Annotated in this window: 12 protein-coding genes; 3 read left to right on the top strand and 9 right to left on the bottom strand. The window is 39.4% G+C overall.

Features of this window, described 5'->3' with window-relative positions; genetic code table 11:
- Window positions 1-9: 9 nt before the first annotated feature.
- Both BM179_RS05165 and fsa read right to left on the bottom strand, forming a co-directional pair.
- On the bottom strand, window positions 10-705 hold the full coding sequence (locus BM179_RS05165; RefSeq protein ID WP_092013228.1) for a cell division ATP-binding protein FtsE: 696 nt from the start codon (window positions 703-705) through the stop codon (window positions 10-12).
- Window positions 706-876: 171 nt separating this feature from the next.
- Window positions 877-1,533 carry a fructose-6-phosphate aldolase gene (gene fsa / locus BM179_RS05160; RefSeq protein WP_092013225.1) on the bottom strand — a complete coding sequence of 219 codons (657 nt, stop codon included), beginning with the start codon at window positions 1,531-1,533 and terminating at the stop codon, window positions 877-879.
- Window positions 1,534-2,112: 579 nt separating this feature from the next.
- Between fsa and BM179_RS05150 the strand changes: the two genes are divergently transcribed.
- The 3 genes from BM179_RS05150 (at window position 2,113) to BM179_RS05140 (ending at window position 5,093) form a co-directional block, all read left to right on the top strand.
- The gene (locus BM179_RS05150; protein WP_229632899.1) at window positions 2,113-2,850 is read left to right on the top strand and encodes a tetratricopeptide repeat protein; all 738 of its coding nucleotides are present in this window, start codon (window positions 2,113-2,115) and stop codon (window positions 2,848-2,850) included.
- A gap of 42 nt (window positions 2,851-2,892) precedes the next feature.
- The gene (locus BM179_RS05145; protein WP_092013219.1) at window positions 2,893-3,237 is read left to right on the top strand and encodes a transmembrane 220 family protein; all 345 of its coding nucleotides are present in this window, start codon (window positions 2,893-2,895) and stop codon (window positions 3,235-3,237) included.
- 143 nt (window positions 3,238-3,380) lie between these two features.
- Window positions 3,381-5,093 (top strand): GMC oxidoreductase, encoded by a 1,713-nt coding sequence (locus BM179_RS05140; RefSeq protein WP_092013216.1) that lies wholly within the window; start codon window positions 3,381-3,383, stop codon window positions 5,091-5,093.
- A gap of 5 nt (window positions 5,094-5,098) precedes the next feature.
- Here BM179_RS05140 and BM179_RS05135 read toward each other — a convergent pair whose 3' ends face one another.
- From BM179_RS05135 to BM179_RS05105, 7 genes are all read right to left on the bottom strand, one after another.
- Complete coding sequence (locus BM179_RS05135) at window positions 5,099-7,234, bottom strand: tetratricopeptide repeat protein (protein ID WP_177219303.1); 2,136 nt, start codon at window positions 7,232-7,234, stop codon at window positions 5,099-5,101.
- A gap of 176 nt (window positions 7,235-7,410) precedes the next feature.
- Window positions 7,411-7,869: a lipocalin family protein gene (locus BM179_RS05130; protein ID WP_143095153.1), complete on the bottom strand. Its 459-nt coding sequence runs from the start codon at window positions 7,867-7,869 to the stop codon at window positions 7,411-7,413.
- Window positions 7,870-8,076: 207 nt separating this feature from the next.
- A complete protein-coding gene (locus tag BM179_RS05125) occupies window positions 8,077-8,811 on the bottom strand; it encodes a LolA-like protein (protein WP_092013205.1) in 735 nt (244 codons plus the stop codon).
- Between the two features lie 131 nt (window positions 8,812-8,942).
- Window positions 8,943-10,178 (bottom strand): TCR/Tet family MFS transporter, encoded by a 1,236-nt coding sequence (locus BM179_RS05120; RefSeq protein WP_092013201.1) that lies wholly within the window; start codon window positions 10,176-10,178, stop codon window positions 8,943-8,945.
- Between the two features lie 192 nt (window positions 10,179-10,370).
- Window positions 10,371-11,282 (bottom strand): sugar phosphate isomerase/epimerase family protein, encoded by a 912-nt coding sequence (locus tag BM179_RS05115; protein WP_092013196.1) that lies wholly within the window; start codon window positions 11,280-11,282, stop codon window positions 10,371-10,373.
- 42 nt (window positions 11,283-11,324) lie between these two features.
- Window positions 11,325-12,161, bottom strand: a complete 837-nt coding sequence (locus BM179_RS05110; protein ID WP_092013193.1) for a sterol desaturase family protein — start codon at window positions 12,159-12,161, stop codon at window positions 11,325-11,327.
- Between the two features lie 81 nt (window positions 12,162-12,242).
- A complete protein-coding gene (locus tag BM179_RS05105) occupies window positions 12,243-12,647 on the bottom strand; it encodes a DUF1761 domain-containing protein (protein ID WP_092013190.1) in 405 nt (134 codons plus the stop codon).
- Window position 12,648: the final 1 nt, after the last annotated feature.

Here is a 12,648-nt window from a genome sequence, read left to right as displayed (position 1 = left end):
GAAAAGCTCTTAAAGTCCGTAAGTTGGGCTGGTTTGTTCAATTACAGCACCGTTTTCACATTTCAAAACCCTTGCAGGGAATTTTCTGATCATGTCAAAATCGTGAGTAGCCATAAGAATAGCAGTTCCTGCCCTGTTAATTTCATGAAATGTTTTTAATATTTGCTCTGAAACCACCGGATCAAGATTTCCTGTCGGTTCATCAGCAAAAAGAATCTGAGGTTCATTCAGTAAAGCCCTGGCTATTACAACACGTTGCTGCTCTCCGCCGGATAACTGGTGAGGCATTTTATCAATGGAAGAAGAAAGGCCAACCTGCATTAATACTTCAGCAATTCTGGACTTCATTCTGGCTTTATCAGTCCAGCCTGTAGCCTGCAAAACAAACTTCAGGTTATCATTTACTGAACGGTCTGTAAAAAGCTGAAAATCCTGAAATACAATACCGATTTTACGGCGAAGAAAAGGAATATCCCGGTTTTTGAGGTTATGAATTTCGAACTCGGCAACATTTGCATAACCTTGCTGAAGCCAGAGATCCGCATACAATGTTCTTAGAAGTGAACTTTTACCGCTTCCGGTACGGCCGATTAAAAAAACAAATTCACCTTTATTGATTGTGAAATTGACATCTGTCAAGACTAATTTAGAATCCTGATAAATGAATGCATTCTGAAGAGATACTACCGGAGTTTCTGAAAACATGTTTTATAAGCTATTATCAAAGATAAATGACCAATTACCAAAGATAAAGAATATTTGATAATTGGTCATTTAAATTCAAAGTGAAAGTTCATTGGAAAAGTCCGTTTATTTACCATTTTTACAGTAAAACTGAGGAAACGGCCGGATTTTTTCAATTATTCCCCTTCAGAATTATTGATTTGATTTAGCATGGTCTGCAAGGAATTTCTCCAAACCGATGTCAGTCAACGGATGTTTCAACAATGCTGTGATTGCTGACAAAGGTCCTGTCATAACATCAGCACCGATTTCAGCACATCTGATGATATGAATAGGGTGACGAACAGATGCAGCAAGGATTTCAGTATTGAAACCGTAGTTATCATAAATAGTACGGATTTGTTCGATAAGCTCAATACCATCGAAAGAAATATCATCCAAACGTCCGATAAAAGGAGAAACATATGAAGCTCCTGCTTTAGCAGCCAATAAAGCCTGACCTGCAGAGAAAATCAAAGTACAGTTAGTTCTGATACCTTTTTCAGAGAAATAACGAAGTGCTTTCACGCCGTCTTTGATCATCGGCACTTTCACAACGATTTTCTCATCCAATTCTGCCAATTCTTCACCTTCACGAATCATTCCCTCAAAATCCGTAGAAATAACTTCCGCCGAAACATCTCCTTCAACAATTGCGCAGATTGCCTTGTAGTGCTTCATTACATTGTCTTTACCACTGATACCTTCTTTAGCCATCAATGACGGGTTGGTTGTTACTCCATCCAATACGCCTAAATCCTGTGCCTCCTGAATCTCTTTGAGATTGGCAGTGTCGATAAAAAATTTCATGTTTAAACCCTATTTAATTATGTTTCTGAGAAATTAAAAAATTTTGTTGATTAACAAATCAGGCCGAAGTCTGAGAATCCATTAAAAAAAACTGAAATTCAAATACTTATGCTTTTACAAAACACCATAATATTTTGAATGATTCCTTAAATACCTGCCGGCCCCGGAATTTCCTCAAAATCAGTGGGTAAATATATCACTGTTCTGTTAGAAAATCCTAGATTTCCGGATGAAATTTTCAAAAAAATGATTATAACAGTATAGAACAGTTGGGCATCTGAATAAATCAGACTGATCTTACGTATTCTAACAAAAGCCGGGGAATTGAAAAACTGGGGGAATCGAAAAAAAAATGGCAAATTCACCGCTCAACCTGCCTACCCTTGCTTCGGTCAAGACCTGGGGGATTCGGAGGGAGCTGGTAATTTGCCGATGCAAAGATGGCAGAATTTGTTGTTTTTTCAAAACTATAGGTCGAAATTTGAGCAGAAAATCAAGGATTTCAATGTTCGTCCTTCATTAAACTTGAGTTAAATTTTGATTATCAAGGCGTTGACTCAATTCAAATTTTTAAAAAAAATGAAAAAAAAACTTCATCTTTCCATATCTCAGGGATTTATCCCGGTTATGCTTTTATTTTTTTCCGTTCTTTTCAAGGCTTGTTCAGGAAGTGCTGATGCTTTTATTGAAAAAGCCAAGGTTCATTTAAGTGCCGGACAGCCAAAGGAGGCGCTCAATTACCTTAACCAGGCAATTAATAAAGACTCCAAAAATGCTCAGGCATTCAATATGCGTGGCGCAGCTTATTTTGAATTAAAGGATTTTAACAATGCTTTGCTTGACTACGAGCAGGCTATTAAACTTGATCCAAATAATTATAAACCATTTTTCAACAGGGCTTCTGTAAAGATGGAAAGAGGAGACTGGGAAGGTGCTTTGGCTGATTGCTCTGAAGCATCAAAACTGGATCCTCAGAATGATGAAATCTATGTAAAAAGAGGTATTGTACTGGCAGCTTTGAGAAATACTGAAGAAGCTGTAAAAGATTTCGACAAGGCCATATCTTTGAATCCTAAAGAGACCAATGCACTTTATAACCGTGGCAACATTTTTTTCCAGCTGGGTGAACTTGATAAAGCTTATGACGACTTCTCCGCAGCAATCAAAGTTGATCCTAAATTCGCCAAAGCATTTTACGGATTGGGAATTATTCAGCAAAAACAAGGAAAAAATGATGATGCCTGCCTAAGTTTAAAACAGGCAAAACGCCTTGGCTATCCTGATGCAAAAGATGCATTGAAAACTTTCTGCGAATAAATCCGGAATGTAAAACCCTGAAAATCTATAACATTCACCCTTATGAAATACCTTGCACTGTTATTCGTCCCGATATTTCTGCTGTTTGCAGGATGGCAATATAATGATCCTGACCCGGTTTTGTGGATCCCGATTTATCTTATAGCAGCTTACGCAGCATTCCAGGCTTTCAGAGGTCAGTCTAACCCTGAAATGCTGGTAGTTCTTTTTATTATGTCTTTTGCCGGAGGGTTAAATTCCTGGCAACAGATGACAGCCTGGGAGGGTTTTGTCACAGATGGATTATCCATGAAAACCGTAAATCAGGAACTGGCGAGAGAAGCCTGGGGGCTCTGGATCTGTTCCGGCGCTTATCTCTTGTTCTGGTTCATGAAAACAAAAAAATAAACATCCGTTAAAAAAAGAGCAGCATCGGCATTGCAATACCGATGCTGCTCTTTTTTTATATCCATATACTTGCTAAAACCTTGAAATTCTGCCATATTACTCTATAAATTCATTTTCTCTCAAAGGCAGGAATCTTAATAGCAATGTATCTGAACGGAAAAGCTAAAAAACAACATACTTATGATGCCATCGTCATAGGTTCGGGGATAAGCGGTGGCTGGGCAGCCAAAGAACTATGTGAGGCAGGACTAAAAACACTGGTGCTGGAGCGGGGCAGAGCTGTAAAACACCTCGAAGATTATCCTACTGCCATGCTAAATCCCTGGGATTTTCCTCATCATGGCAAAATACCTCTCGATACGAAGGAGGCAAATCCTATTGCTAAAAGATGCTATGCCTTCGATGAAGCCACAGAACATTTTTTTGTCAAAGATAAAGAACACCCTTATGTTCAGGAAAAGCCTTTCGACTGGATCAGAGGTTATCAGGTTGGTGGAAAATCTCTGATCTGGGCCAGACAAACCCAGCGTTGGAGTGATTACGAATTTGAAGCACCGGCCAGAGACGGATTTGCAGTAGATTGGCCGATCCGTTATAAAGACATTGCTCCCTGGTATAGTAAGGTAGAAAGATTTGTCGGAATCAGCGGGAATAAGGATGGTATCCAAAGCCTTCCTGACGGAGAGTTTTTACCTCCCTGGGAATTAAACTGTCTTGAAAAGCATATTCAGAAACGGATTAAAGAAAATTATACAAATCGTCATGTAATTATCGGACGATGTGCGCACCTTACCAAACCACAACCTATCCATTTACAACAGGGAAGAGGCCAGTGCCAGGCCAGACACCTGTGTTATCGCGGCTGCCCGTACGGTGGTTATTTCAGTTCAAATTCTTCTACATTGCCCTGGGCAGCCAAAACAGGAAATCTTACTCTTCGCCCCCATTCTGTGGTACATTCCATTATTTATGATGAACATAAAAACAGAGCCAAAGGCGTAAGAGTAGTTGACACCGTCAGCAAGGAAACCATGGAATTTTATGCTAAAATCATCTTTGTCAACGGTGCTGCTTTAAACACCAATCTGATTTTATTAAATTCCACTTCAAACAGGTTTCCGGAGGGTCTGGGAAATGATAATGGTTTATTGGGAAAATACATCGCATTTCATAATTACCGGGGCGCCGGAGGAGCAAGATTCGAAGGTTTTGATAACCAATATTATCTGGGAAGAAGACCAACCTCTGCTTTTATGCCTTCTTTTAGAAATGTTCAGAAGCAGGAAACTGACTTTTTAAGAGGGTATATGGTGGCGTTTACTGCTTCAAGAGCTGGCTGGCAAAGAGATATGAATATGCCTGAATTCGGGGCAGCATACAAGGATAAAGTAACTCATCCCGGAGAATGGGGCGTTTTCATTATGATGCAGGGAGAAACCGTTCCTAAATTGGAAAATCATGTACGGCTCAGCAAAGACCTGAAAGACGATTGGGGAGTACCACAATTAATCACTTCTGTAGATTATGACCAGAATGATTTAAAAATGCTGGAAGATTTCAAAACCCAGGCCTCTGAAATGCTTGATAAGGCAGGTTGCAAAGACATTCATACATACGATTCCAGGCAATCTCCAGGACTTGACATTCATGAAATGGGAGGTGTCAGAATGGGAAAAGACCCCGCCTCTTCTTTACTGAATAACTGGAATCAATTACACCAGTGTAAAAACGTATTTGTAACGGATGGAGCTTGTATGACTTCAGTAGGGAATCAGAACCCTTCTCTGACATTTATGGCTTTAACCACCAGAGCAGCGAGTCATGCAGTAAGCGAAATGAAGAAGAAAAATCTTTAAAACCGTTAAAGCGGCGGACAGATTACATTACCCTTTCTTTTTGGTGAATAAACTTTAGGTTCTCTGTAAACTTGTTTGGATTTCTTTTTGGTGGATTTGAAATAGATACCTGTAAAAGGCATTAAACTCATTTTGTAATTGGGTAAATAATGGTATTCAAAATCATTCTGAAAATGCACCGGTAAAAAATGTGCATTTTCATAGGTATATTTTTCAAATTCACCATCATACAGATACATGGTAATAAAACCATCTTTGCTATACTTTTTCTGAATCGATTGCTGAATACTTTCAGATTTGCCTGAGGCCCTCATTTCTCCAAAATACTCCTTCAGAAGCCTTGCCTTGTTATAATTGATTACCGAACTTCCTGAATCAAGCTGCAGGGCAATATCGAAGTATTTTCTGGCATCTTTCTTATTATTCTGGGCAGCATAAATCACACTCATGTTATTGACACCGCTTTTGCTGGTATAAATCTGATAGTTTTTTAATGCTTCCGGAAAATCATTAATATTTTTATGTGCATTTCCCACATTGACATAATAGAACTGACGTGATGCATCCGTCTGATGGGCTTTGTTAAAATCCGCCAGTGATTCCGCATAAAATTTTCCGGCAGCATTCTGATTATGCTCCATGTCATTTCTCACACCCAGATAAGCTTTTACAATCCCTCTGTTGTTGTACAAATAGGCCTTGGAAGGATTCCGGTAAATCAAACTGTCGAGTGCTGAAAGTGCTTTCTCCATTTCATCATTTTCCAGTAAAGTAATCGCCAGGCCATTTTTGGCGCTTACATTTCTTGGATTTATCGCCAACGCTCTATAGAAATCACCGCTTGCTTTTTCAAATTTCTCGAAATACAGATTCAGATTCCCTCGGTTACTTCTTATTTTATCATTATCCGGATCCTTTGCAATAGCCTGATTAAGGAGCTCCTCTGCTTTAGCAAACTGTAATTTTGCAATATACTGTGCACTTAAAGCAGCATAGGGAACAGCACTTTCCGGATCCAGCTTCATGATCGTTTCAAAATCAGCATTAGACTCCCGTTCTTTACCCAGGTTCTGACAGGTAATTGCCCGGCATAGCAAAACATCTGTCATTTCAGGATTATTCAGATCTACGGCTGTTTTAGCATTTTTAAACGCTTCATAAGCATCAGGATAATTACCCGATTTATACAATACAATCGCCTTACCCAAATACGCAAACTGGTTGGAAGGTTCTATCTCCAGAGCTCTTTCAAACTCAGCCATGGCCAATTTATAGTTTTGCTGGCTACAAAGGGCATTTCCTAAACCAATATGTGCAAAAGCTGAATGGTTTTTGTAATGAACAGCAAGCCGGAATTCTTTTTCTGAAAGTCTGAAGTTTTTACGGCCGTATAGTGCGTTAGCCAGACCAAGATGGGCTTCAAAGATATTTTTCTTTTTTTCTATGTAAAGATAATATTTGAAATTTTCCTCAGCTTCTTCATACTTTTTCATGGCCAGTGCCACTGAACCCGTTTTCAGATAAGCCTGAATACCATAGTAATTATTTTCATCTCTGATTTTCTTAAAATCCTGAAGTGCCAGTTCAAACTTTCCCTGGCTATAATAAAAATCACCTCTGGTTATTCTGAAAAGGGTATTTTTGGGTTCTTCCTGAATAGCAAGTGAGAGTGCGGCTTCCGCATTGCCGAAATTTTTCTGATTCCAGAAAACCAATCCCGAATTATAATTTTTATTGGAGTTAGATGCTGTAGTGGTATTGAGGAGTGAATCCTGACTGCTGTGTTCTTTCTTCAGGATTCTGGCCAGCGCATGTAACTGCTGTATCTGGGAATTTTCGAGATTCTTAGGGCTTCTTTCCAAAGCTCTCTGTGCAGCATTGTAATCTCCGTTTAAAATACTCAGAACGGCGTCATTATTTGCTTTTCGCAGCGTATCTCTCAGTCGGAAAAGCCTTGCATTCTGACGGTAAGATTCTCTTAATTCATTCAGATTAGCCTGATATTCTCTTGAACGAAGCCGCTCGGGTTCATGAGCACTCAGGGCATCCGTAAAATCCTGATGAACATATTGGAAAGTATCCTGAAATTCATGAAAAACTGAAGACGAAGTAGTTCGGCAGGCACCTAAAAGAAGCGACATAAAAACAGCTATAAGAATGTGTATGTGATACCTTCTCATTCTGTCAAAACATTATCATTGTAAATTCTCTAATCCTTAAACCCTGTAAGACCAACATCCAAATTTACAAAACAAATCATAAAACTTCCTGAAAGAGCGCATTAAACTTGGCAAAATCTTTCAGGAAGTCTCAAAAATTACTGTGCAGGAATCATTTTTACAGTTGCATCTACTGATTTTCCTGACAATGAGCGTGAGCCTTTAAAATTAAAGGTTCCCGTATCAATTAAGACAATATCTCCGTTTCCATCAAGAAGGAAGTTTCCGGTATCCGAAATAACCAGTTTTGTATCACCGTTAGTCAGTGCCCATTTTCCGCTGGTAGAAGAGTTTCCTGAATTATCAATCGCTGTAGCTGTACCGTCGGCACGGAAAGTTAAACGAACTTTAGAAAAATCATTCTGTCCTGCAATTCCTTTTTTGTACAATTGTCCTACCGGATAAACGGTACCTCCGGTTACAATAACTTCATCAATCTGCCAGGTAGAAGCCACTAAAATATCAGACTTCGTTTTAGGCGTTTGAGAATCATCTTTCTTGCAAGATGAAAGCACTGTTAACATGATAAGGCTCAGAGCCAATGCAATCTTTTTCATAAGCATTCACGATTTTAGTAATCGCCGGATTTGATTTTTAAATAAAATTCCAGACCTAATAACGACCCGGAAAGTTATTTTAGTACAAAAATAAAAAGTCACCAGCTATTTCTGGTGACTTTTCGTGCTTTTTAAATACAATTTATATTTTCATTTAGTTTACGGTTAGAAATGACCGTATCTGAAAACACTCCCGCAGCATTATCTTTATTTCTTGGCAGGTCTCTGGAAAATAGCTTCATCAATAGTCGGGTTCAACTTGATTGATTCTGTTTCAATCGTAATTTGTCCTCCCATAGGGCTAGCCGTTTCCATAGTGAAAGGGAAAGTCAGACCTTCTACCTGTTTGAAATTTGAATAATTAACTTCAGTATCTATGTCCTGACCGTTAATGGTTCTTTTTCCGGCTGTTTTCAAAATGTAATAAGTGGAAGCTGAAACAAAGATATTTGTCACCTCTCCGGCCTTATCTGTCAATTTCAATTTGTAAACATCTCCTCCATCCATTTTTTCTTTTCCTGCAAGTTCCAAAGTCGATCCTTTCTCTTTATAATTTACAAGAAGACCACCAAGATCCATCTGACCTCTGGTCATTTTCAACTGATCTTTCGGAAGATCTTCCGCTTCACCGGTTCCACCCATCATTGCCGGACGAATTGACCAACCAGTCTCCCCATTGATAACAGTGATGATTTCCTGGCCCATCACTTTAACAGTTGATTTCATTGCTTTGCCGGGTATTACAACACTTTTCATACTGATGTCCATACCCTGCATACTCATACTATTATTCATTTCAACGCCTTTGATAGACTTCCATTTATCAATGCCTCCCATTGCTTCAATGTGTTTTGCTACTACTTCATCTACAGTTTGTGCAAATGCTGACACCGATAATAAAACTGCTACAGCAGCTGATGCAAAGAACTTCGTTACTTTCATTTTCTTTAAAGTCTAATAGTTTAAGGCCTAATTTTTTGCCAAATATTGGAAAAGATTGTGTGATAATCCAAATTAACAGGACAATTCATGATAAAAAGCCGGAAAACAGGATGAATGGGAACTATGAATCGTTACACTTCAACTGTTTCTGCTTTGGGTTTCCCTTTCGGGAAGAAACGAATAGCGATTAATAACCCGATTATTACTAAAAGTCCGGCTGAGAAAAACGCTGCTCCGGCGAATTGAAACGGAGCTGATTTCGAGGTAAAATAAGCAAACAGATTAGAGGCCAGTAGTGGTCCGATAATCGTTGTTACACTTTGCAGGCTTGTCAAGCCTCCCTGCAACTCTCCCTGTTCAGAAGGGCCAACCTGCTGGGTAATAACACTTTGTAATGAAGGGCCTGCAATTCCCCCCAGTGCAAATGGTACCATAAAGGCATACATCATCCAGCCATGAGAAGCAAAGGCAAAAAGTAAAAAGCCAAAACCATAGAAGATCAATCCGACGATAACTGCCTTACGTTCACCGATTTTAGGAGTAATAACTCTGGTTAATCCTCCCTGAATCAAAGCTACCATCAGACCTACAAAAGCGAGGGAATAACCAACCTCCGCCGGACTCCAGCCGAATTCCTTCATTGTAAAATAAGACCAGGTACTGGGATGTGCCTGACCAGCAATCTGAATACACAAAAATGACCCTATTAACCCTAAAATGACAGGATATTTGGTCAGATTCATCAAAGAGCCTACAGGATTCGCTCTTTTCCAGTCAAATTCTCTCCTGTTTTCTTTCTTCAATGATTCAGGTAAAATGAAATATCCATAAAGCCAGTTGACCAAGGTAAGACCTGCTGCTGCAAAAAATGGCACTCTTAATCCAAAATGCGCTAAAAGCCCGCCGATTGCCGGTCCGATAACGAATCCCAAACCAAAGGCTGCTCCGATCATTCCGAAATTTTTTGCCCGGTCTTCAGGTTTTGAAACATCGGCAATATAAGCACTGGCTGTTGTAAAACTGGCACCGGTAATTCCGGCAAGCATTCTTCCGGCAAAAAGCCAGAAGATATTAGGTGCAAATCCTAAAATGGTATAGTCAACTGCAAAACCAAAAAGAGAAGCCAGAATTATAGGCCTTCTTCCATATTTATCACTGAGTCCTCCTAAAACGGGGGAAAAAATGAATTGCATGATGGCATAAGAAGCCATTAACCATCCGGAATACCGGGAAGCATTGCTCAGATCGCCGCCTGTAAAACTCTGAATAAGTGTGGGAAGAATCGGAATAATCAAACCTATACCCAAAACATCAATGAGCATGGTAATGAAAATAAAAAAAATAGCAGGACTGCGTTTTTCAGACATAACTTACTTCTGGTAGATTTCATACGCAAGTTAGCTAAAATGTAGTTAAGCCACAAAGAGATATTGCAGGCCCGGGATTTTCAGGAAGATTAAAAATTTGTTATGATACTCAGATATGAATCATAGAAGGCATTCCTGTTTCCGAAAACCTTCTATGATCCGGCATCTGTTTTAAAAGAATTCACAATTCTTCTAAATTTTAAATCCGATTTTATCTTTCAAAAATGCCTTGCTGATTTCAGCACACTGAATCGGAGAACGTGATTTATCAGGTACACCATCCAATTCAACGATTGCCCAGTTTTTGAATTTAATTTTAGCCAAAGCATCAAAAACGCCTGGCAGATTTACATTCCCATTTCCTAATTCTACAAATTTATAGGCTTTAGGATTCTCAGGTTTTTCCGGTAAAGGGCACTGAACATCTTTAATATGGAGTGCATACAAAATATCCTTATATTGAGCTACCGCCCTGGCAGGATCTCCTCCACCCTGATGATAATGAGCCACATCAAGCAATAATTTCACATATTTAGGATTGGTATTCTGTAAAATAATATCTACTTCCTCAGGCGTTTCTCCCAATTGAGCCATATGGTTGTGGTAAACTGCCTGAATTCCCAAATCAGCGGTTTGTTTTCCAATTTCATTCATTACCGAAGCAAGTCTTTTCAGTTCTTCAGTTGTGGGCTTACGATCCTTAGGACGGGCGCTGTTTGTTAACTGAATGGCTGATCCGCCTAATGCTTTTACAAAACTTGCATGGGCAACATGGTAATCAATTGTACTTGCCTCTTTGGCAGTTTCAACTTCCACATTTCCACTCGAGAACATTGGTAAGGCCAGTTTATGGGCTGCGATCTGATCCTTAATTTCACTTACTCTGGTTTTGTAGGTATCATAGGCATTACCTCTCAATTGGATACCTTTGAAACCTAATGAAGAAATATCCTTCATAGCCTGAAGGTCATTTCCTCCCCAGGTAATGGCAGAATAGCCTAACTTAAGGTCAGGTGTTTTGGCAAAAATATCAGAAGGTATGAAAGCTGCGCAAGAAAGGACTCCTGCCTGGGCTAAAAACCGGCGACGTGAAATTTCAGACATAGATAAGTAAATTTTAGGTTTATTATTCAAAGACCAAATTTGCTAAAATCTACTTTCCGGCTCTGTATTAATTTGATATTTTTCCCCGGAAATATTTTCTCTCCCCTCAAACTCCCTTTCAAATCCGGGGCTTTCGGTTTTAGCAACTTTATCCCAGAAGGTAAAGTACAAACCAAAGTTGTATCTGTAAAACTTATGGTGGTGGCTGTGATGCGTCGCGCCGATCATATGTTTCCCTAAAATATCACCGAAAGCATTTTTAGGATAAATCTCAATATCAAGGTGATTGATCGCAGCGGTCAGGGTCATGATTGTGAGGTGGATAAGAATCGCATAATAATGCATCGGGATTACCATTACAATCACAGGCATAATTAACGCTTCCAGAATTCCCTCAACCGGATGAAAGGAAAATGCCGTCCAGACCGAAGTGATTTTGCTGTCGTGATGCACCTTATGTACCCATTTGAAGACCTTAGGCAAATGCATCCATCTATGAACCCAATAATAGTAGGTTTCATGAATCAGCATAGAGAACAGAATACTCAGCGGAAACCAAAGGATTGGATAATCATTAATTTTCAGATAAATTCTGCTATAGCCCGTTTGCCAGATTATAACCGCAAAAGAACCAACTATTGAAAAAATCAATCCGGTAAGAGCTGACCAGCATACCTCTTTTCTGAACTGATCCGGTGGATAGTCTTTCTTATTCAGTTTTCTGACCTGCCATTTTTCCGGAAACCAATAGTAAAAAATAACATGGAAAAGCCCCGCTAAAATAACATAGCGAATCATCACAATGCCGAAGATCAGCGCAGTAAGCGCCAGAAATGTGAAAGGGTCTGTAAAATCAAAAGGCAAGACGTTTTTTTCCATAAATGCCTAACCGGATCAACTTAAAATTGTTTGAAAGTATTTCTCATTTCAACTATCTCCCAGCATGACAATGTCTGTAAATTATTTCCTCCAAACTGCTAAAATCAATCCCATCAGACCAAATACAATTGTCGGGTATCCTCCGTCAATAAAGGTCAATGTCAATACCCGATGAGAAAAGAGATTACTGGTTGCTGTTTGCATCAACACAAAGGCAAATCCGATCAGTAAACCTGTCAGAAAACCTGTCCGGGCTTTTCTTACCCCGATTTTTTGAAGCAGCTGTGCAAGTACCCAGGCCTGAATAAATGAAGAAATCAGGCTGACCACATACGGTAAAGGGGAAGTATCTTTGAAATCATTCCGGGTAAAATGGTTTCCTTCCATCCATGGATCAGCAAAAACGCCATACCAGATCATTGGCACTACCTGAGCTATTACAACACAGGCAATTATTGCCAGCCAATTAGTTCTTTGACTTTCCATA

The sequence above is a fragment of the Pseudarcicella hirudinis genome (assembly GCF_900115665.1).
GTDB classification, from domain to species: domain Bacteria; phylum Bacteroidota; class Bacteroidia; order Cytophagales; family Spirosomataceae; genus Pseudarcicella; species Pseudarcicella hirudinis.
The sequence above is the reverse complement of the archived record's forward strand: the minus strand, read 5'-3'. Positions and strand labels throughout refer to the sequence as shown.

Excerpts from the sequence above, each read along its gene's own strand:
- BM179_RS05165 (WP_092013228.1), bottom strand. The coding sequence starts at position 705 with ATGTTTTCAGAAACTCCGGTAGTATCTCTTCAGAATGCATTCATTTAT.
- fsa (WP_092013225.1), bottom strand. The coding sequence starts at position 1,533 with ATGAAATTTTTTATCGACACTGCCAATCTCAAAGAGATTCAGGAGGCA.
- BM179_RS05150 (WP_229632899.1), top strand. The coding sequence starts at position 2,113 with ATGAAAAAAAAACTTCATCTTTCCATATCTCAGGGATTTATCCCGGTT.
- BM179_RS05145 (WP_092013219.1), top strand. The coding sequence starts at position 2,893 with ATGAAATACCTTGCACTGTTATTCGTCCCGATATTTCTGCTGTTTGCA.
- BM179_RS05140 (WP_092013216.1), top strand. The coding sequence starts at position 3,381 with ATGTATCTGAACGGAAAAGCTAAAAAACAACATACTTATGATGCCATC.
- BM179_RS05135 (WP_177219303.1), bottom strand. The coding sequence starts at position 7,234 with ATGTCGCTTCTTTTAGGTGCCTGCCGAACTACTTCGTCTTCAGTTTTT.
- BM179_RS05130 (WP_143095153.1), bottom strand. The coding sequence starts at position 7,869 with ATGAAAAAGATTGCATTGGCTCTGAGCCTTATCATGTTAACAGTGCTT.
- BM179_RS05125 (WP_092013205.1), bottom strand. The coding sequence starts at position 8,811 with ATGAAAGTAACGAAGTTCTTTGCATCAGCTGCTGTAGCAGTTTTATTA.
- BM179_RS05120 (WP_092013201.1), bottom strand. The coding sequence starts at position 10,178 with ATGTCTGAAAAACGCAGTCCTGCTATTTTTTTTATTTTCATTACCATG.
- BM179_RS05115 (WP_092013196.1), bottom strand. The coding sequence starts at position 11,282 with ATGTCTGAAATTTCACGTCGCCGGTTTTTAGCCCAGGCAGGAGTCCTT.
- BM179_RS05110 (WP_092013193.1), bottom strand. The coding sequence starts at position 12,161 with ATGGAAAAAAACGTCTTGCCTTTTGATTTTACAGACCCTTTCACATTT.
- BM179_RS05105 (WP_092013190.1), bottom strand. The coding sequence starts at position 12,647 with ATGGAAAGTCAAAGAACTAATTGGCTGGCAATAATTGCCTGTGTTGTA.